Here is an 18,851-nt window from a genome sequence, read left to right on the forward strand (position 1 = left end):
AGCCTTAGCCGGCCAGCACCTTGTTCAGGGTGGCAATCAGGGTTTCTTCATCTACCGGTTTGGTCAGGTAGTCTTTGGCGCCCTGGCGTGCGCCCCAGATCTTGTCAGTTTCCTGGTCTTTGGTGGTGATGATGATGATCGGGATACCGTTGGTTTCCGGCTCCTTGGACAACTGGCGCGTGGCCTGGAAGCCATTGAGGCCGGGCATCACGATATCCATCAGCACCGCGTCGGGCTTTTCCTGGCGGGCCAGGGCCACGCCGTCCGCGCCGTTTTCGGCTTTGAGCACCTGGTGGCCATGCTTTTCCAGCATGCCGGTGAGTTTGTACATTTCAGTCGGCGAATCGTCGACGATCAGAACACGTGCCATGGTTTTCCCCGCTACATTGATAGGCGCCGGCCCTCGTGAGGCGGCGTCAGTGTGCTTGTTCTACTGCGGCGAACCCAGGCACATAGGCCTTGATCGCCCCCAGCAGTTCTTCCTTGCTGAAAGGCTTGGTCAAAAACTGATCGACACCCACGATGCGCCCCTTGGCCTTGTCGAACAGGCCGTCCTTGGAGGACAGCATGATCACCGGGATCGATTTGAACGCCGGGTTGTTCTTCACCAGGGCGCAGGTCTGGTAGCCATCCAGGCGCGGCATCATGATGTCGACAAAGATAATGTGCGGGTGATGATCGACAATACGGGCCAGGGCGTCGAAACCGTCGATCGCCGTGATGACCTCGCACCCCATGTTCTTCAACAGCGTCTCGGCGGTGCGGCGGATCGTTTTCGAATCGTCGATCACCATCACCTTCAAGGCGTTGGAATGCTGTTCCATATCTGCTCTACCATCGCCACAGCGAATCGGTTTTCGGTGTGTACTGCCTGATGTTGCACAGGATGAACGCCGCAAGCCTTGGAATACAAGGGCTGGTGCGCCGTGCCAGCCTTTTTAGCACAGTCTCCTGGCGCAATCTATCGAGGCGCCCGCCCAGTGGTTTTTCCTTGACCCACAACAGCCGCAGCGCCACTCTGACGCCACTTTTATGCGCCCTAATTTGCTAGAGGAAATCCCCCATGAGCGTTCGCGTCGGCATTGTCATGGACCCTATCGCCAGCATTTCCTATAAAAAGGACAGTTCGCTGGCCATGCTCCTGGCCGCCCAGGCCCGCGGCTGGACCTTGTTCTATATGGAGCAGCGCGACCTTTACCAGGGTGACGGCGAGGCCCGCGCACGCATGCGCCCGCTGCAGGTGTTCGCCAACCCTGAGAAGTGGTTCGAGCTTTCGGATGAAATCGACAGCCCCCTGAGCGACCTCGACGTGATCCTGATGCGCAAGGACCCGCCGTTCGACATGGAATTTGTGTATTCCACCTACCTGCTGGAGCAGGCCGAACGCGCTGGCGTGCTGATCGTCAACAAGCCGCAAAGCCTGCGCGATTGCAATGAAAAGCTGTTCGCCACCCTGTTCCCGCAGTGCACGCCACCGACTGTGGTCAGCCGCCGCGCCGATGTACTGCGTGAATTCGCCGCCAAGCATGGCGACGTGATCCTCAAGCCGCTGGACGGCATGGGCGGCACCTCGATCTTCCGTCACCGCGCCGGCGACCCGAACCTGTCGGTGATCCTCGAAACCCTGACCGCCCTGGGCACCCAGCAGATCATGGGCCAGGCCTACCTGCCGGCGATCAAGGACGGTGACAAGCGCATCCTGATGATCGACGGCGAGCCGGTGGATTATTGCCTGGCGCGTATCCCGGCAGCCGGCGAGACCCGTGGCAACCTGGCCGCCGGTGGTCGCGGTGAAGCGCGGCCGTTGTCGGACAAGGACCGCTGGATCGCCGCTCAAGTCGGCCCGACCCTGCGGGAAAAAGGCCTGCTGTTTGTCGGACTCGACGTAATTGGTGAGAACCTCACTGAAATCAACGTCACCAGCCCGACCTGTATTCGCGAGATCGACAATGCATTTGGCACGAACATCGGCGAAATGCTGATGGCCGCCATTGAGCGCAAGCTAAAAGCCAAGTGACATAGAACAGCCGGACACACACCAACATTGCGTTATCATGCGCCACCTGTGAAACGCGCGATGTTGGTTTTCTTGTCATGACACTCCCGTCCGATCTGCCCCCCGAATTCACCCATAGCGGCGTGCGCCCGGCTGATCGTCTCGGTTTTACCCTGTTCCTCGCTGCGCTGATTCACCTCGCCCTGCTGCTGGGCGTGGGGTTCACCCTGGTCGAACCCAAGCAGATTACCAAGACCCTGGAAATCACCCTCGCCACGTTCAAGAGCGAAAAAAAGCCCGAAAAGGCTGACTTTCTCGCCCAGGACAACCAGCAGGGCAGCGGCACCCTCGACAAGAAAGCCGTGCCCAAGACCACCGAAGTGGCGCCCTTCCACGACAACCAGGTCAAGAAGGTCACCCCGCCGCCGGCGCCCAAGCCCGAGGTCAAGCAGGCCGCGCCCAAGGCCGCAGTGACCACCGTCGCGCCCAAACCGCAAAAAGCCCCGACCCAGCGCGAAAAGGCCAAGACCGAGCCCAGGCCCGAACCGGTGAAACCTGCGCCGACGTTCGACAGTTCGACGCTGTCCGACGAAATTTCCAGCCTGGAAGCCGAACTGGCCCATGAACAACAGCTGTATGCCAAGCGCCCGCGCATCTACCGCCTGAACGCCGCCTCAACCATGCGCGATAAAGGCGCCTGGTATAAGGACGAGTGGCGCAAGAAGGTCGAACGCATTGGCAACCTCAACTACCCGGACGAGGCGCGGCGCCAGCAGATTTATGGCAATTTGCGCCTGCTGGTGTCGATCAACCGTGACGGCTCGCTGTATGAAGTGCAGGTGCTGGAGTCCTCCGGCCAACCGCTGCTGGACCAGGCCGCGCAACGTATCGTACGGCTGGCCGCGCCCTTTGCGCCGTTCAGCGGCGACTTGAACGACGTCGATCGCCTGGAAATCATCCGCACCTGGCGGTTTGCCAAGGGCGATCGGTTGTCCAGTAACTGACTCCCCTGCTGATCGCGCCCGCACTTGTCAGTTCGCCCCTCCAACGCCACACTAGCGGACATGAAAAACGTCAGCCCGACTTACCTCAAGCACCAATTCCTGATCGCCATGCCCCATATGGCCGACCCGAACTTTGCGCAGACCTTGACCTACATCGTCGAGCACACGGCCAATGGTGCCATGGGGTTGGTGGTCAACCGCCCGCAGGAGCTGAACCTGGCCGATATCCTTGAGCAACTGCGCCCGGAAATCGACCCGCCGGCAAGCTGCCAGCACGTGCCGATCTACATCGGCGGGCCGGTTCAGACCGATCGCGGTTTTGTCTTGCACCCCACCGGGCCGAAGTACCAGGCCACGGTAGACCTTGAAGGCGTGTCACTGTCCACGTCCCAGGACGTGCTGTTCGCCATTGCCGACGGCGTGGGCCCTGAGCAAAGTGTGATCACCCTGGGCTACGCCGGTTGGGAAGCCGGGCAGCTGGAGGCCGAACTGGCCAGCAATGCCTGGCTGACCTGCCCGTTCGACGCCGACATCCTGTTCAACACCGCCAGCGAACTGCGCCTGGAAGCGGCCGCGGCCAAGCTGCGGGTCAACCTCAGCCTGCTGACCAGCCAGGCGGGGCACGCCTGATGGCTTTGCGTCTGATCCTCGGTTTTGACTACGGCACCAAACAGATCGGCGTAGCGGTTGGCCAGGTCATCACCGGCCAGGCCCGCGAGCTGTGCACCCTCAAGGCCCAGAACGGCGTGCCGGACTGGAACCAGGTCGAAGCGCTCATCAAAGAGTGGAAGCCTGACGCGGTGGTGGTCGGCCTGCCCCTGAACATGGATGGCACCCCCAGTGACATGTGCCTGCGCGCCGAGAAGTTCGCGCGCCGCCTCAATGGCCGCTACAACCTGCCCTTCTATACCCACGACGAACGCCTCACCACCTTTGAAGCCAAGGGTGAGCGCCGTGACCGTGGCGGGCAAAAGGGCAGTTATCGCGACAACCCGGTGGACGCCATCGCCGCCGCCTTGCTGTTGCAGGGTTGGCTGGATGAAAACACCGCTTTATTTGAATCCTGACTGACGCGGCTTGCTGCTATGCCGTTTTTGTAGGAGCGAGCTTGCTCGCGAAGAACTCACAGGCACCGCGCACTTCCAGGTTTTCACGCGTTATCGTGGACGTTTTTCGCGAGCAAGCTCGCTCCTACACACTTAACAAGGAGCCACCATGAGCTTGCCGAACCCTGCCGAACTGATCAGCCAGATGGCGATACGCCTCAAGGCGCATCTGGAGCACCGTGCCATCAGCGAACCGCGTTTTATCGGCATACGCACCGGTGGCGTGTGGGTGGCCCAGGCATTGCTGGAAGAACTGGGCAATGATTCGCCCCTGGGCACCCTGGACGTGTCCTTCTACCGCGACGATTTCAGCCAGAATGGCCTGCATCCACAAGTGCGCCCTTCGGCCCTGCCTTTCGAGATCGAAGGCCAGCACCTGGTATTGATCGACGACGTGCTGATGAGCGGCCGCACCATCCGCGCCGCCCTGAACGAACTGTTCGACTATGGCCGCCCGGCCAGCGTGACCCTGGTGTGCCTGCTGGACCTGGAGGCCGGCGAGCTGCCGATCAGCCCGGACGTGGTGGGCGCGACCCTGTCGCTTGCACCCCAGCAGCGGGTAAAATTGTCCGGTCCCACGCCGCTCGAACTCGAACTGCAAGACCTTGCCCTTTAAACCGCCTTGTAAAGAGTCCCCGCGATGACGCCTCTAGATGCCAAGCGCCCGCTGCAGCTCAATGCTCAGGGCCAGTTGCAACACTTCTTGTCCCTCGACGGTTTGCCCCGCGAACTGCTCACCGAAATCCTCGACACCGCCGACTCGTTCCTGGAAGTCGGTGGCCGGGCAGTGAAGAAAGTCCCGCTGTTGCGCGGTAAAACCATCTGCAACGTGTTCTTCGAGAATTCCACCCGCACCCGTACCACCTTTGAACTGGCGGCCCAGCGCCTGTCTGCCGATGTGATCACGCTGAACGTGTCCACCTCGTCGGCGAGCAAAGGCGAAACCCTGCTCGACACCCTGCGCAACCTGGAAGCCATGGCGGCCGACATGTTCGTGGTACGCCACGGCGACTCCGGCGCTGCACATTTCATCGCCGAGCATGTGTGCCCGAACGTGGCAATCATCAATGGCGGCGACGGCCGTCACGCGCACCCGACCCAGGGCATGCTCGACATGCTCACCATTCGTCGGCACAAAGGCAGCTTTGAAAACCTCTCGGTGGCCATCGTCGGCGACATCCTGCATTCGCGAGTAGCACGTTCTAACATGCTGGCCCTCAAGGCCCTGGGTTGCCCGGATATCCGCGTGATCGCGCCCAAGACCTTGTTGCCCATCGGTATCGAACAGTATGGCGTGAAGGTCTACACCGACATGGCCGAGGGCCTCAAGGATGTGGACGTGGTGATCATGCTGCGCCTGCAACGCGAGCGCATGGCCGGGGGCTTGTTGCCCAGCGAAGGTGAGTTCTACCGCCTGTTCGGCCTGACCACCGCACGCCTGGCCAAGGCCAAGCCGGATGCCATCGTGATGCACCCGGGGCCGATCAACCGTGGCGTAGAAATTGAGTCGGCGGTGGCCGACGGCCCACAGTCGGTGATTCTCAACCAAGTGACCTACGGCATCGCCGTGCGCATGGCCGTGCTGTCCATGGCCATGAGCGGGCAAACCGCGCAACGTCAATTCGAGCAGGAGCAGGCCCAGTGAAGCTCAGCATTCTCGGCGCCCGAGTCATCGACCCGGCCAGTGGCCTGGACCAAGTTACCGATCTTCATCTGGACGCCGGCAAGATCGTCGCCATCGGCGCCGCCCCCGCAGGCTTCAATGCCGGCCAGAGCATCGATGCCAAGGGCCTGGTGGCCGCGCCTGGGCTGGTGGACCTGAATGTCGCCCTACGCGAGCCGGGCTACAGCCGCAAAGGCAGCATCGCCAGCGAAACCCAAGCCGCCGCCGCCGGTGGCGTGACCAGCCTGTGCTGCCCACCCAATACCAAGCCGGTGCTGGACACTTCCGCTGTGACCGAGCTGATCCTCGACCGCGCCCGCGAAGCCGGCAATTGCAAAGTGTTTCCCATTGGCGCCTTGAGCAAGGGCCTGGACGGCGAACAACTTGCCGAACTGATCGCCCTGCGTGACGCCGGTTGCGTGGCCTTCGGCAATGGCCTGGAAAGCTTTCGCAGCACGCGCACCTTGTGCCGCGCCCTGGAATACGCGGCCACCTTCGACTTGACGGTGATCTTCCATTCCCAGGACCGCGACCTGGCCGAAGGTGGCCTGGCCCATGAAGGCGCAGTGGCCAGCTTCCTCGGCCTGCCGGGCATTCCGGAAACCGCAGAAACCGTGGCCCTGGCTCGTGATTTGTTGCTGGTAGAACAAAGCGGCGTACGTGCGCATTTCAGCCAGTTGACCAGCGCCCGGGGCGTGGCTCTGATCGCCCAGGCCCAGGCCCGTGGCTTACGGGTAACCGCGGACGTCGCCCTGTACCAACTGATCCTCACGGATGAGGCGCTGATCGACTTCTCCAGCCTGTACCACGTACAGCCCCCGCTGCGCACCAAGGCTGACCGTGATGGTTTGCGTGCGGCGGTGAAGTCGGGTGTTGTGTCAGCGATTTCCAGCCATCACCAACCTCACGAGCGAGATGCCAAGCTGGCACCGTTTGGCGCGACCGAGCCGGGCATCAGCAGCGTGGAGTTGTTGTTGCCACTGGCGATGACGCTGGTCGAAGACGGCTTGCTGGACTTGCCGACACTGCTGGCGCGCCTGAGCGCCGGCCCGGCCGACGCCCTGCGCTTGCCGGCGGGCCAGTTGGCGGTGGGTTCACCGGCGGACCTGGTGCTGTTCGACCTGGCAAGCTCGACGGTGGCTGGTGAGCGCTGGTTGTCCAAGGGCGAAAACTGCCCGTTCATCGGCCACAGCCTGCCGGCGACGGTGCGGTATACCTTGATGGATGGGCGGATCAGCTACCAGGCTTGATGCGGCCAAAACTGTAGGAGCGAGCTTGCTCGCGAATGCGGAGTCTCAGTCGACATTTATTTGACTGATCTACTGCATTCGCGAGCAAGCCCGCGCCCACAGTTGCTTATGTGTATGCCTAGGAATTCAGCGCCCGCTGTTGCGCTCGGCATTGCGGATCGAGATCTGCGTGTTCAACGTCCAGAAGTCATACAGCACCCCGACCAGAAACAAACCGCCGGTCAGCAGGTAGATCAGGCCGGTGATCCATTTGCCCTGATACATGCGGTGCACACCAAACACCCCCAGGAACGCCAACAGAATCCAGGCCACGTTGTATTCAATCGGCCCAGCGGTAAACCGCAGGTCGGCTTCACGGTCCATGGCCGGGATCAGGAACAAGTCGATCAGCCAGCCAATGCCGAACAAGCCGAAAGTGAAAAACCAGATTGTACCGGTCACGGGCTTGCCGTAATAAAAGCGATGAGCCCCGGTAAAACCGAAAATCCACAGCAGGTAACCAATCGCTTTACTGTGGGTATCGTGCTGCTGACCAACCTGTTGATAGGTGTTCATGAAGGACCTCTTTTGCTTCGATAGATAAATTTTTTCATTTTCTTTGTGACTTTTTTACGGGCGCCCGACGTACGGTAAATGGTATCTTCCTGCCCTCAAAGCCTTGTGCCACCTGCCTTGTGTAGGACAATTGCGGCGAATCGTCGCGTTTTTCCTGAGTTTGACCCCAAGGTTCAGTCGACAAACGGCCTGAGAACAGCACAAAAAGCTGTTATAAAGTTGCGCGCAAACCCATAAGAGCCACGCCTAATGCGACCATTTTTCAAGACATGGCTAACCATTTGCCTATTAATGCCACTGGCCGCCCACGCCACCAATCGTGAGCAACGACTTCCGAACGTTAACGGTTTCACCCCTAAAGTCCATAGCACGCCCAGCACTGCCAAATCGGCAAAGCCAACCGTCAGCCGCCCGACTCAACTGAGCAAGGCCAACGGCAAAGCGCTTTCCAGCCAACTGGCCGTGAACACCAAGCAAAGCAGCAACGTCTTGAGCCGTGCCGTCAACGTGCTCGGTACACCTTATCGTTGGGGCGGCAGCAGCCCAAGTAAAGGGTTCGACTGCAGCGGGCTGGTGAAATATGCATTTAACGATGTAAAAGCAGTGGACCTGCCCCGCACTTCCAACGCCATGGCAGCCGGCCACGGGTTGAAGGTTGACCGCAAGGACCTCAAACCGGGCGACCTGTTGTTCTTCAAGCTCAAGAGCCGCCAGGTCAACCACGTTGCCATCTACCTGGGCAACGACCGCTTTATCCACGCACCGCGCCGTGGCAAGTCGGTGAGCATCGACACGCTGAAAAAGCCGTTCTGGAACAAGAACTACGTGATTGCCAAGCGGGTACTGCCTAAAGAGCAGAACAGCAACCTGCGGATCGTGCAGCGCTAAGCCAGGCGCCACTGAAGCTCCCCATTTGAAATGCAATCAAATGTGGGAGCTGGCTTGCCTGCGATGACGGTGTGTCAGTTGGCAGAGAGAGTGCCTGGCAGTCCGCTATCGCAGGCAAGCCAGCTCCCACATTGTGTATCTGTGCACTTCAGATATCTGCCGGCACCCTCGCCTTCTCCCGCGCCTCTTCCCGGCTAATCACTCCCGCGCCGACCAACGCCTTCAAACTCATATCCAGGGTCTTCATCCCCAACGCCCCACCGGTCTGAATAGCCGAAACCATCTGCGCCACCTTGTCTTCGCGAATCAAGTTACGAATCGCCGGGGTGCCCAGCATGATTTCATGGGCGGCCACGCGCCCGCCGCCCACCTTCTTCACCAGCACCTGAGACACCACCGCCTGCAGCGACTCCGACAGCATCGAGCGGACCATCGCCTTCTCCCCGGCCGGGAAGACGTCCACCAGCCTGTCTACCGTCTTTACCGCCGACGAGGTGTGCAAGGTGCCAAACACCAGGTGCCCGGTCTCTGCCGCCGTCAGCGCAAGGCGGATGGTTTCCAGGTCGCGCAATTCACCCACCAGGATCACGTCCGGGTCTTCGCGCAGGGCTGAACGCAGGGCCACCGAGAAACTGTGGGTGTCGCGATGCACCTGGCGCTGGTTGACCAGGGCCATTTTCGGCCTGTGAATAAACTCGATGGGGTCTTCCAGCGTGAGGATATGCTGGCGTCGATGCCGGTTGAGGTCGTCGATCATCGCCGCCAGGGTCGTGGATTTGCCGGAGCCGGTGGGCCCGGTCACCAGCACCAGGCCGCGCGGGAGGCGGGCGATACGCTGGAACACCTCGCCCAATCCCAGGTCCTCCAGGCTCTGGACCTCAGTCGCAATAGCCCGGAACACCGCACCAACGCCGCGATCCTGGCGAAACACGTTCGCCCGGAAGCGGGCCACACCTGGCAACTCGAAGGCAAAATCCGTTTCAAGAGATGTTTCGAAATCCTTTTGTTGATGTTTATTCAGCAAAGGGCTCAATAAGTCGACCACTTGGGTAGCGTTCAGCGCCGGCCCATCCAGGGGCCAAACCTCGCCATCAATGCGCAGCATCGGTGCCAGGCCGGCTGACAGATGCAGGTCTGAGGCGCCTCGGCTTACACTGGCCGTCAGCAATTGCGTGATATCCATAGGGCTTTCCATTTCCAGTAGAATGCCGCGGACTCCATATCCACGGGCGCATCTTGAATGTCGACGATAGCAGACAACATCGGCCTGGTTAGCCAGCGCATCCGCGCCGCAGCCGACGCCGTGCAACGTGACGCAAGCAGCATCCACCTGCTGGCCGTGAGCAAGACCAAACCCGCGCAGGCAGTGCGTGAAGCCTACGCCGCCGGGCTGCGCGACTTTGGTGAAAACTACCTGCAGGAAGCTCTGGGCAAACAGGCGGATTTAACCGACCTGCCCTTGAGTTGGCACTTCATCGGCCCCATTCAATCGAACAAGACTCGCGCCATCGCCGAGCACTTCGCTTGGGTGCATTCCGTGGACCGCCTGAAAATCGCACAACGCCTGTCCGAACAACGCCCGGCCGACCTGCCGCCGCTCAATATCTGCATCCAGGTCAATGTCAGTGGCGAAGCCAGCAAGTCCGGCTGCACGCCCGCCGACCTGCCGGCCCTGGCCACGGCGATCAGCGCCCTGCCGCGCTTGAAGCTGCGGGGCTTGATGGCGATTCCCGAGCCGACTGAAGATCGGGCCGAACAGGATGCGGCGTTCGCCACGGTGCGCGACTTGCAAGCCAGCTTGAACCTGGCGCTGGACACACTTTCCATGGGCATGAGCCACGACCTTGAGTCGGCCATTGCCCAAGGCGCCACCTGGGTGCGGATCGGTACCGCCCTGTTTGGCGCCCGCGACTACGGCCAGCCGTGAAATGGCTGACATCCCTCGAAATAAGGACCTGTCATGAGCAACACGCGTATTGCCTTTATCGGCGCCGGTAACATGGCGGCCAGCCTGATCGGTGGCCTGCGGGCCAAGGGCCTGGACGCCGAGCAGATCCGCGCCAGCGACCCGGGCGCCGAGACCCGCGAGCGCGTCAGCGCCGAACACGGCATAAAAACCTTCGCCGATAACGCCGAGGCCATCCACGGCGTCGATGTGATCGTGCTGGCGGTCAAGCCCCAGGCCATGAAGGCCGTGTGCGAGAGCCTGCGCCCGAGCCTGCAACCTCACCAACTGGTGGTGTCGATTGCCGCTGGCATCACCTGCGCCAGCATGACCAACTGGCTCGGCGCCCAGCCCATCGTGCGCTGCATGCCCAACACCCCGGCGCTGCTGCGCCAGGGCGTCAGCGGTTTGTATGCCACTGGCGAAGTGACCGAACAGCAACGTGACCAGGCCCAGGAACTGCTGTCTGCGGTGGGCATCGCCGTGTGGCTGGAGCAGGAACAGCAACTGGATGCGGTCACCGCCGTCTCCGGCAGCGGCCCGGCCTACTTCTTCCTGTTGATCGAGGCCATGACCGCCGCCGGCGTCAAGCTGGGCCTGCCCCACGACGTGGCCGAGCAACTGGCGGAACAAACCGCCCTTGGCGCTGCGAAGATGGCCGTCGGCAGCGAGGTGGATGCCGCCGAACTGCGCCGTCGCGTCACCTCGCCAGGTGGCACCACACAAGCGGCTATCGAGTCGTTCCAGGCCGGGGGCTTTGAAACCCTGGTGGAAACAGCACTGGGTGCCGCCGCACATCGTTCAGCCGAGATGGCTGAGCAACTGGGCAAATAGTCGTCCCTTACCAAGGTAATCAAACATGCTCGGAATCAATGACGCTGCCATTTTCATCATCCAGACCCTGGGCAGCCTGTACCTGCTGATCGTGCTGATGCGCTTTATCCTGCAACTGGTGCGCGCCAATTTCTACAACCCACTGTGCCAGTTCGTGGTGAAGGCTACCCAACCGCTGCTCAAGCCGCTGCGCCGGGTGATCCCGAGCCTGTTCGGCCTGGACATGTCGTCGCTGGTACTGGCGCTGTTGCTGCAGATTTTGCTGTTCGTGGTGATCCTGATGCTCAATGGCTACCAGGCCTTCACCGTGCTGCTGTTGCCATGGGGCCTGATCGGGATTTTCTCGCTGTTCCTGAAGATCATTTTCTGGTCGATGATCATCAGCGTGATTCTCTCCTGGGTTGCACCAGGCAGCCGTAGCCCGGGTGCCGAGTTGGTGGCTCAAATCACCGAACCCGTGCTGGCACCCTTCCGTCGCCTGATCCCGAACCTGGGTGGCCTGGATATCTCGCCGATCTTCGCGTTTATCGTGATTCAGCTGCTGCAAAGCTGGGTGATTCCACGCCTGGCCTACTTTGCCTACATGCCAAAAGAGTTGTTTGGCCTGATCTGACCTGTAGGAGCGAGCTTGCTCGCGAAGAACGTGAACGATAACGCGGGAAACCTGATACCCAACTGCGTTCTCAGGTTTTTCGCGAGCAAGCTCGCTCCTACACAAAGCAATGCGCTTACCCCCCCGACCTTTGCTTGCCGCTAGGGTCCCCGCTCTTTAGACTTACGCCTCATTTAAACGAGAGCAGGGTCGATGCCAGCTGCCTTCCCCCCCGATTCTGTTGGACTGGTCGTGCCACAAGTGGCGCATTTCAGCGAACCCCTGGCCCTGGCCTGCGGTCGTTCGTTGCCAGCCTACGACCTGATCTACGAAACCTATGGCCAACTGAACGCCACGGCGAGCAACGCCGTGCTGATCTGCCATGCCTTGTCCGGCCATCATCACGCCGCCGGTTTCCATAGCGTTGACGACCGCAAGCCCGGCTGGTGGGACAGTTGTATCGGCCCCGGCAAGCCCATCGACACCCATAAGTTCTTTGTGGTCAGCCTGAACAACCTCGGCGGCTGCAACGGTTCCACCGGCCCCAGCAGCCTCAACCCGGAAACCGGTAAGCCGTTCGGCGCCGACTTCCCGGTGCTGACGGTGGAAGACTGGGTGCACAGCCAGGCGCGCCTGGCCGACCTGCTGGGCATCAGCCAGTGGGCCGCCGTGATTGGCGGCAGCCTGGGCGGCATGCAGGCCCTGCAATGGACCATTACTTACCCGGACCGCGTGCGTCATTGCCTGGCTATCGCCTCGGCGCCCAAGTTGTCGGCGCAGAACATCGCCTTCAACGAAGTGGCGCGCCAGGCGATCCTCACCGATCCCGAGTTCCACGGTGGTTCGTTCCAGGAAGCGGGCGTGATCCCCAAGCGTGGCTTGATGCTGGCGCGGATGGTCGGCCACATTACCTACCTGTCCGACGATTCCATGGGTGAGAAGTTCGGCCGTGGCCTCAAGAGCGAGAAGCTCAACTACGACTTCCACAGCGTCGAGTTCCAGGTGGAAAGCTACCTGCGTTATCAGGGCGAGGAATTCTCGGGGCGCTTTGACGCCAACACTTACCTGCTGATGACCAAGGCCCTGGACTACTTCGACCCGGCCGCCAACCACGATGACGACCTGGCAAAAACCTTCGAGCACGCCACGGCCAAGTTCTGCGTGATGTCGTTCACCACTGACTGGCGCTTTTCGCCGGCACGCTCCCGTGAGCTGGTGGATGCGCTGATGGCCGCCAAGAAAGACGTCTGCTACCTGGAGATCGATGCACCGCAAGGCCACGACGCCTTCCTGATTCCGATCCCACGCTACCTGCAGGCGTTCAGTAACTACATGAACCGCATTACTTTGTGAGAACGCCATGAGAGCCGACCTGGAAATCATCCAAGACTGGATCCCCGCCGGCAGCCGCGTGCTCGACCTGGGCTGCGGCGACGGCGAACTGCTGAGCTGGCTGCGCGATCACAAGCAAGTCACCGGCTACGGCCTGGAAAACGACCCGGACAACATCGCCCAGTGCGTGGCCAAGGGCATCAACGTGATCGAGCAGGACCTGGACAAGGGCCTGGGCAACTTTGCCAGCAACAGCTTCGATATCGTGGTGATGACCCAAGCCCTGCAAGCGGTGCACTACCCGGACCGCATCCTTGACGAAATGCTGCGCGTGGGCCGCCAATGCATCATCACCTTCCCCAACTTTGGCCACTGGCGCTGCCGCTGGTACCTGGCCACCAAGGGGCGCATGCCGGTCTCCGACTTCCTGCCGTACACCTGGTACAACACGCCGAACATCCACTTTTGCACCTTCGAAGACTTCGAAGCCCTGTGTGGCGAGCGTGAAGCCAAGGTGATCAACCGCCTTGCCGTCGATCAACAGCACCGCCACGGCTGGGCGAGTAAGCTATGGCCCAACCTGTTGGGCGAAATTGGTATCTACCGGGTCAGCAGTCCTGGCCTGACCGACCACAAAGTTGCCGTCTAATCATCTTCAAGAGGGACGTTCATGAGTCGTTTGGCTATTTTTCTATTGACCGCATGCCTGGGCGCCAGCGCCATGGCCGCCGACACTATCGACGCTAATCGCAAAAAAGACTTTGGCGATATCACCGTTCATTACAACACCTTCACTTCAAGCTTCCTGCCACCCGAGACCGCCCAGAAAGTCGGCGTGGTGCGCAGCAAGGAGAAGGGATTGATCAACGTCACCGTGATCAAGGGCGTAAGCCCAGTGGCCGCGCAAGTCACCGGCACTATCAAGGACCTGGGCGGCAAAAGCGAGATCCTGACGTTCAAGCAGATCGAAGAAAAAGGCGGCATCAGCTACCTCGCGCCCTACACCGTGACGCAACGGGAATACAAGACCTTCACCATCAACGTTGAAACCGGCGGCAAGGCCCACGGCTTCCAATTCAACCAAGAACTGTTCCCCGCCCAATGATGAACCTTACCCAACTCGTACTCGCCAGCCATAACGCCGGCAAACTCAAAGAACTGCAGGCCATGCTCGGTGAGTCTGTGCAACTGCGTTCGATCGGCGAGTTCAGCCAGGTCGAACCGGAAGAGACCGGCCTGTCGTTCGTCGAGAATGCCATCCTCAAGGCCCGCAATGCCGCGCGTATCTCCGGCTTGCCGGCCCTGGCAGATGATTCGGGCCTGGCCGTGGATTTCCTCGGCGGCGCCCCTGGCATCTACTCGGCCCGTTACGCCGACGGCAAGGGCGACGCGGCCAACAACGCCAAGCTGCTCGACGCCCTCAAGGACGTGCCGGAGGCCGAGCGTGGTGCGCAGTTCGTCTGCGTGCTGGCACTGGTGCGGCACGCCGATGACCCGTTGCCGATCCTGTGTGAAGGCCTGTGGCACGGGCGCATTCTGCAAGCCGCCAGCGGTGAGCATGGGTTTGGCTATGACCCGCTGTTCTGGGTGCCGGAGCGCAATGTCTCCAGCGCCGAACTGAGCCCGGCCGACAAAAACCAAATCAGCCACCGCGCCCGCGCCATGGCGTTGCTGCGCCAGCGCCTGGGTTTGAAATGACCCAGAACACCTCTGCGCAGCCGCTGATCCACGGTGGCGCGCAAACACCACGGGCGGCCCTGCCCCATCTGCCGCCCCTGGCGCTGTACATCCACATTCCGTGGTGCGTGCGCAAATGCCCGTATTGCGACTTCAACTCCCACACCGCGAGCAAAGTGCTGCCGGAAGAAGAGTACGTGGACGCCTTGCTGGCCGACCTGGACCAAGACCTGCACGCCGTTTATGGCCGTGAACTGAGTTCGATTTTCTTCGGCGGCGGCACGCCCAGCCTGTTCAGCGCTGCTGCGCTGGGCCGCTTGCTCAAGGGCGTTGAAGCGCGCATCCCGTTTGCCGACGATATCGAGATCACCCTGGAAGCCAACCCCGGGACGTTCGAACAAGAGAAGTTCGTGGCGTACCGCAAGCTGGGGATCAATCGCCTGTCCATCGGCATCCAGAGCTTCCAGCAAGAGAAGCTTGAAGCCCTGGGCCGCATCCACAATGGCGATGAAGCCGTGCGCGCCGCCGGCATGGCGCGCCAGGCCGGGTTCGACAACTTCAACCTGGACTTGATGCACGGCTTGCCCAACCAGTCTTTGGAAGACGCCTTGGGCGACCTGCGCCAGGCCCTTGCACTCAAGCCCACGCACCTGTCCTGGTACCAACTGACCCTGGAACCCAACACCGTGTTCTGGAACCAGCCACCCGCGCTGCCGGAAGACGACACGCTGTGGGATATCCAGGAAGCCGGCCAGGCGCTGCTGGCCGAACACGGTTACGCACAATATGAAGTCTCGGCCTACGCCCAACCGGGGCGGCCGGCGCGGCATAACCTCAATTACTGGAGCTTTGGCGACTTTATCGGCATCGGCGCCGGCGCCCACGGCAAGCTCAGCCACCCGGACGGGCGCATCATCCGCACCTGGAAAACCCGTGCACCGAAGGACTACCTCAACCCGGCCAAAAGCTTCCAGGCCGGCGCGAAAGAACTGACCAACGATGAACTGCCGTTCGAGTTCCTGATGAACGCGCTGCGCCTCACCGAAGGGGTTGATGCCAAGCTCTACACCGAGCGCACCGGCCTTGATCTGGCGAGCCTCGACGAAGGCCGCCGCGAGGCAGAACAAAGTGGATTAATGCAGGTCGAACCGTCACGCCTGGCGGCCACCGACCGTGGGCAACTCTTTCTCAATGACCTGTTGCAGAAGTTTTTGAGCTGATAGCTCTTAAGGAAATCGAATGGATCTGGTACTCGACCTGCTCGCCACCGTATCCCGCTGGAGCCGTAGCAACCTGTCGGAAATCTCGTTGGCCCTTGTGGGCTGTTTGCTGGTGCTGTTCGGCGCCGACATCAAGGGCTGGGTCGAAGCGCGCCTGGGCAGCATCGCCGGCGCCTTGCGCGTGCCCTTGATGGCCCTGCTGTGCCTGATCGGCAGCGGAGCGGCGTTGATCTACGCCACGCCGTGGATTGTGCGGGGGTTGAGCCAGTTCAATAACTACAGCCTGGCGCCGGTGTTGATCGTGGTGCTGGTGTTGATTGGCGTTGTTGCAGACCGCCGCTGACCCAGCAGGCATTACAAAACACATGTGGGAGCTGGCTTGCCTGCGATGCAGACACCTCGGTGTTTCAGTGAAACCGAGGTGATGCTATCGCAGGCAAGCCAGCTCCCACATTTGATTGCGTTTCAAGTTGATGACTGTTTAAGCCAGCTTCTCGAACTTCAAATCCCACACCCCATGCCCCAATCGCTCGCCACGGCGCTCGAACTTGGTGATCGGCCGCTCGGCCGGGCGTGGCACGCATTTGCCGTCTTCGGCCAGGTTGCGGTAGCCAGGGGCAACGTTCATCACTTCCAGCATGTATTCCGCGTACGGTTCCCAGTCGGTGGCCATGTGCAGGATGCCGCCCACTTTCAGCTTGCTGCGCACCAGCTCCGCGAAGGAGGCCTGGACGATGCGGCGCTTGTGGTGACGGGCCTTGTGCCATGGGTCGGGGAAGAACAGCATCAGGCGGTCGAGGCTGTTGTCGGCGATGCAGCGGTTGAGCACTTCAATCGCGTCACAGTCGTAGACCCGCAGGTTTTTCAGACCTTGGGTCAGCACACCGTTGAGCAGTGCGCCGACGCCTGGACGGTGAACTTCCACGCCGATGAAATCCTGCTCCGGGGCGGCCGCAGCCATTTCCAGCAGGGAATGGCCCATGCCGAAACCAATTTCCAGGGAACGTGGGGCTGAACGGCCAAACACCTGGTCGTAGTCCACCGGCGCATCGGCCAGGGGCAACACGAACAGCGGCGTGCCCTGCTCCAGGCCCTTTTGCTGGCCTTCGGTCATGCGGCCGGCACGCATCACAAAACTCTTGATGCGGCGGTGCTTGGACTCGTCGCCCTCTTCCACGGTGTTCGGCGTTTCGTTTGATTCAGTCATCAATAGCTCTTACTTGATCAGACCATCCAGCGGCGAAGAGGCGCTGGCATAGAGTTTTTTCGGCATGCGCCCGGCGAGGTAGGCCAGGCGGCCCGCGACGATGGCGTGGTTCATGGCTTGGGCCATCATGATTGGTTGCTGGGCATGGGCAATGGCCGAGTTCATCAGCACCGCGTCGCAGCCCAGCTCCATGGCGATGGTCGCGTCGGAGGCAGTGCCCACGCCCGCATCCACCAATACGGGGATCTTGGCTTCTTCGAGGATGATCTGCAGGTTGTACGGATTGCAGATACCCAGGCCGGAACCGATCAGACCGGCCAGCGGCATCACCGCGATGCAGCCGATTTCTGCCAGTTGGCGCGCGATGATCGGGTCATCGCTGGTGTAGACCATCACATCGAAGCCTTCCTTGACCAGGGTCTCGGCGGCCTTGAGGGTTTCGATCACGTTGGGGAACAGGGTTTTCTGGTCGGCCAGCACTTCCAGCTTCACCAGGTTGTGGCCGTCGAGCAGCTCACGGGCCAGGCGGCAGGTGCGCACGGCTTCGATGGCGTCGTAGCAGCCAGCGGTGTTGGGCAGGAAGGTGTAGCGCTGCGGCGACAGCACTTCGAGCAGGTTCGGCTCGCCCTCGATCTGGCCGAGGTTGGTGCGGCGCACGGCGAAGGTGACGATCTCGGCACCCGAGGCTTCGATGGCCAGGCGGGTTTCTTCCATGTCGCGGTACTTGCCGGTGCCGACCAGCAGACGGGACTGGTAGGTACGACCGGCCAGGACGAAAGGCTTGTCGCTACGAACGATGCTCATGGGAAATCCTCTGGTTGGATGAGGTTCTGCAGAATGCGTTGCGGCCGTGGCGGGCTAGCCGCCGCCGATGGCGTGGACCACTTCGACCTGGTCGTTTTCTTTCAGCGAGGTCTCGGCGTGCTGGCTACGCGGGACGATATCCAGGTTGAGCTCCACTGCGACGCGACGCCCGGTCAGGTCCAGACGGGTCAGCAGGGCCGCAACGGTTTCACCGTCGGGCAGTTCATAGGGTTCGCCGTTCAACTGAATGCGCATGCCACGGGCCGCCATCGTTTTTAGGGGCCCGCATTCTAGCGCGATTGGAACCTGAAGGTCAGCTCCAAGCGTCAAGCGGTCAAAGCTGCAAGCGCCACGCCGCCAGGCCCAGGAAGAACCAGCCGAGCAGGAACGCCAGCCCGCCAAACGGCGTGATGATCCCGAGTTTACTGATGCCGGTCATCGTCAACACATACAGGCTGCCCGAGAACAACAGGATACCAACGGTAAACGAAACACCCGCCCAGGTGACCAACCGGCCCGGAATATGCGCCGCCAGCAAGGCCACGCCGAACAATGCCAGGGCATGCATCAACTGGTAGGTCACGCCGGTATGGAAGATCGCCAGGTAGTCGGCGCTCAGGCGGCTTTTCAGGCCGTGGGCGGCGAACGCGCCCAGGGCGACACCGGTAAAGCCGAAAAAGGCAGCCAGCATCAGAAAGCTACGCAGCATGGGGAACTCCAGTCAGACTCATCGGGCAGGGTCTGTATAATGGCCCGCTCAACGGGTTCGGCCAAGCCA

General features: G+C 61.3%; 25 protein-coding genes and 1 pseudogene. 18 read left to right on the forward strand and 8 right to left on the reverse strand.

Annotated elements, in window-relative coordinates; translation table 11 throughout:
* Positions 1 to 4: 4 nt before the first annotated feature.
* Both pilH and pilG read right to left on the reverse strand, forming a co-directional pair.
* A complete protein-coding gene (gene pilH, locus N2A98_RS25165; RefSeq protein ID WP_014720320.1) occupies positions 5 to 370 on the reverse strand; it encodes a twitching motility response regulator PilH in 366 nt (121 codons plus the stop codon).
* A 46-nt stretch (positions 371 to 416) separates the two neighbouring features.
* Positions 417 to 824, reverse strand: a complete 408-nt coding sequence (gene pilG / locus N2A98_RS25170; RefSeq protein WP_014720321.1) for a twitching motility response regulator PilG — start codon at positions 822 to 824, stop codon at positions 417 to 419.
* A gap of 239 nt (positions 825 to 1,063) precedes the next feature.
* Between pilG and gshB the strand changes: the two genes are divergently transcribed.
* The 7 genes from gshB to N2A98_RS25205 all read left to right on the forward strand — a co-directional run bounded on the left by gshB (position 1,064) and on the right by N2A98_RS25205 (position 7,019).
* On the forward strand, positions 1,064 to 2,017 hold the full coding sequence (gshB, locus tag N2A98_RS25175) for a glutathione synthase (RefSeq protein ID WP_003195061.1): 954 nt from the start codon (positions 1,064 to 1,066) through the stop codon (positions 2,015 to 2,017).
* 77 nt (positions 2,018 to 2,094) lie between these two features.
* Positions 2,095 to 3,000: an energy transducer TonB gene (locus tag N2A98_RS25180; RefSeq protein WP_044269540.1), complete on the forward strand. Its 906-nt coding sequence runs from the start codon at positions 2,095 to 2,097 to the stop codon at positions 2,998 to 3,000.
* Between the two features lie 60 nt (positions 3,001 to 3,060).
* Positions 3,061 to 3,630, forward strand: a complete 570-nt coding sequence (locus N2A98_RS25185) for a YqgE/AlgH family protein (protein ID WP_032894725.1) — start codon at positions 3,061 to 3,063, stop codon at positions 3,628 to 3,630.
* A complete protein-coding gene (ruvX, locus tag N2A98_RS25190) occupies positions 3,630 to 4,067 on the forward strand; it encodes a Holliday junction resolvase RuvX (protein ID WP_003195067.1) in 438 nt (145 codons plus the stop codon). Before N2A98_RS25185 ends, ruvX begins: the two co-directional genes overlap by 1 nt.
* Positions 4,068 to 4,215: 148 nt before the next feature.
* On the forward strand, positions 4,216 to 4,722 hold the full coding sequence (gene pyrR, locus N2A98_RS25195) for a bifunctional pyr operon transcriptional regulator/uracil phosphoribosyltransferase PyrR (protein WP_044269546.1): 507 nt from the start codon (positions 4,216 to 4,218) through the stop codon (positions 4,720 to 4,722).
* A gap of 24 nt (positions 4,723 to 4,746) precedes the next feature.
* Positions 4,747 to 5,751 (forward strand): aspartate carbamoyltransferase catalytic subunit, encoded by a 1,005-nt coding sequence (locus N2A98_RS25200; protein WP_014720325.1) that lies wholly within the window; start codon positions 4,747 to 4,749, stop codon positions 5,749 to 5,751.
* Positions 5,748 to 7,019, forward strand: coding sequence for a dihydroorotase (locus N2A98_RS25205; protein ID WP_047711989.1), 1,272 nt, complete (start codon positions 5,748 to 5,750; stop codon positions 7,017 to 7,019). Before N2A98_RS25200 ends, N2A98_RS25205 begins: the two co-directional genes overlap by 4 nt.
* A 126-nt stretch (positions 7,020 to 7,145) precedes the next feature.
* On the opposite strand, the gene N2A98_RS25210 is transcribed toward N2A98_RS25205, so the two are convergent.
* Positions 7,146 to 7,574, reverse strand: a complete 429-nt coding sequence (locus N2A98_RS25210) for a TM2 domain-containing protein (RefSeq protein ID WP_032894720.1) — start codon at positions 7,572 to 7,574, stop codon at positions 7,146 to 7,148.
* A gap of 249 nt (positions 7,575 to 7,823) precedes the next feature.
* On the opposite strand from N2A98_RS25210, the gene N2A98_RS25215 reads away from it, so the two are divergent.
* Positions 7,824 to 8,462: a C40 family peptidase gene (locus N2A98_RS25215; RefSeq protein WP_275622776.1), complete on the forward strand. Its 639-nt coding sequence runs from the start codon at positions 7,824 to 7,826 to the stop codon at positions 8,460 to 8,462.
* Positions 8,463 to 8,610: 148 nt separating this feature from the next.
* On the opposite strand, the gene N2A98_RS25220 is transcribed toward N2A98_RS25215, so the two are convergent.
* A complete protein-coding gene (locus N2A98_RS25220) occupies positions 8,611 to 9,645 on the reverse strand; it encodes a type IV pilus twitching motility protein PilT (RefSeq protein ID WP_275622777.1) in 1,035 nt (344 codons plus the stop codon).
* A 57-nt stretch (positions 9,646 to 9,702) separates the two neighbouring features.
* Here N2A98_RS25220 and N2A98_RS25225 point away from each other — a divergent pair, with 57 nt between their 5' ends.
* The 10 genes and pseudogenes from N2A98_RS25225 (at position 9,703) to N2A98_RS25265 (ending at position 16,405) form a co-directional block, all read left to right on the forward strand.
* Positions 9,703 to 10,389: a YggS family pyridoxal phosphate-dependent enzyme gene (locus N2A98_RS25225; RefSeq protein ID WP_014720328.1), complete on the forward strand. Its 687-nt coding sequence runs from the start codon at positions 9,703 to 9,705 to the stop codon at positions 10,387 to 10,389.
* Positions 10,390 to 10,422: 33 nt separating this feature from the next.
* Positions 10,423 to 11,241, forward strand: a complete 819-nt coding sequence (gene proC, locus N2A98_RS25230) for a pyrroline-5-carboxylate reductase (protein ID WP_275622778.1) — start codon at positions 10,423 to 10,425, stop codon at positions 11,239 to 11,241.
* Positions 11,242 to 11,266: 25 nt separating this feature from the next.
* Positions 11,267 to 11,854, forward strand: coding sequence for a YggT family protein (locus N2A98_RS25235; protein ID WP_003195087.1), 588 nt, complete (start codon positions 11,267 to 11,269; stop codon positions 11,852 to 11,854).
* A gap of 15 nt (positions 11,855 to 11,869) precedes the next feature.
* Positions 11,870 to 11,956: pseudogene (locus tag N2A98_RS27200) on the forward strand (outer membrane lipoprotein carrier protein LolA); the annotation flags it as partial.
* A 90-nt stretch (positions 11,957 to 12,046) separates the two neighbouring features.
* The gene (locus N2A98_RS25240; protein ID WP_044269556.1) at positions 12,047 to 13,186 is read left to right on the forward strand and encodes a homoserine O-acetyltransferase; all 1,140 of its coding nucleotides are present in this window, start codon (positions 12,047 to 12,049) and stop codon (positions 13,184 to 13,186) included.
* Positions 13,187 to 13,193: 7 nt separating this feature from the next.
* Entirely contained in the window at positions 13,194 to 13,814 is a 621-nt protein-coding gene (gene metW, locus N2A98_RS25245) for a methionine biosynthesis protein MetW (protein WP_003195091.1), read from the forward strand.
* Between the two features lie 21 nt (positions 13,815 to 13,835).
* Positions 13,836 to 14,270: a DUF4426 domain-containing protein gene (locus N2A98_RS25250; RefSeq protein ID WP_032894709.1), complete on the forward strand. Its 435-nt coding sequence runs from the start codon at positions 13,836 to 13,838 to the stop codon at positions 14,268 to 14,270.
* Complete coding sequence (gene rdgB / locus N2A98_RS25255) at positions 14,267 to 14,863, forward strand: RdgB/HAM1 family non-canonical purine NTP pyrophosphatase (RefSeq protein ID WP_032894708.1); 597 nt, start codon at positions 14,267 to 14,269, stop codon at positions 14,861 to 14,863. The genes N2A98_RS25250 and rdgB overlap by 4 nt, the downstream gene beginning before the upstream one ends.
* Positions 14,860 to 16,062 (forward strand): radical SAM family heme chaperone HemW, encoded by a 1,203-nt coding sequence (hemW, locus tag N2A98_RS25260; protein WP_044269558.1) that lies wholly within the window; start codon positions 14,860 to 14,862, stop codon positions 16,060 to 16,062. Before rdgB ends, hemW begins: the two co-directional genes overlap by 4 nt.
* 19 nt (positions 16,063 to 16,081) lie before the next feature.
* On the forward strand, positions 16,082 to 16,405 hold the full coding sequence (locus N2A98_RS25265) for a DUF3392 domain-containing protein (RefSeq protein ID WP_003195099.1): 324 nt from the start codon (positions 16,082 to 16,084) through the stop codon (positions 16,403 to 16,405).
* A gap of 138 nt (positions 16,406 to 16,543) precedes the next feature.
* Here N2A98_RS25265 and trmB read toward each other — a convergent pair whose 3' ends face one another.
* The 4 genes from trmB to N2A98_RS25285 form a co-directional block, all read right to left on the reverse strand.
* The gene (gene trmB / locus N2A98_RS25270) at positions 16,544 to 17,269 is read right to left on the reverse strand and encodes a tRNA (guanosine(46)-N7)-methyltransferase TrmB (RefSeq protein WP_003195101.1); all 726 of its coding nucleotides are present in this window, start codon (positions 17,267 to 17,269) and stop codon (positions 16,544 to 16,546) included.
* 9 nt (positions 17,270 to 17,278) lie between these two features.
* A complete protein-coding gene (locus N2A98_RS25275; protein WP_003195103.1) occupies positions 17,279 to 18,073 on the reverse strand; it encodes a thiazole synthase in 795 nt (264 codons plus the stop codon).
* Positions 18,074 to 18,127: 54 nt separating this feature from the next.
* Positions 18,128 to 18,328, reverse strand: a complete 201-nt coding sequence (thiS, locus tag N2A98_RS25280; protein ID WP_032894705.1) for a sulfur carrier protein ThiS — start codon at positions 18,326 to 18,328, stop codon at positions 18,128 to 18,130.
* Positions 18,329 to 18,407: 79 nt separating this feature from the next.
* Positions 18,408 to 18,782, reverse strand: coding sequence for a DUF423 domain-containing protein (locus N2A98_RS25285; protein WP_275622779.1), 375 nt, complete (start codon positions 18,780 to 18,782; stop codon positions 18,408 to 18,410).
* Positions 18,783 to 18,851 lie beyond the last annotated feature (69 nt).

The sequence above is a fragment of the Pseudomonas sp. FJ2-5-13 genome (genome assembly GCF_029201605.1).
In the GTDB taxonomy this organism is placed as follows: Bacteria; Pseudomonadota; Gammaproteobacteria; order Pseudomonadales; family Pseudomonadaceae; genus Aquipseudomonas; species Aquipseudomonas lactis.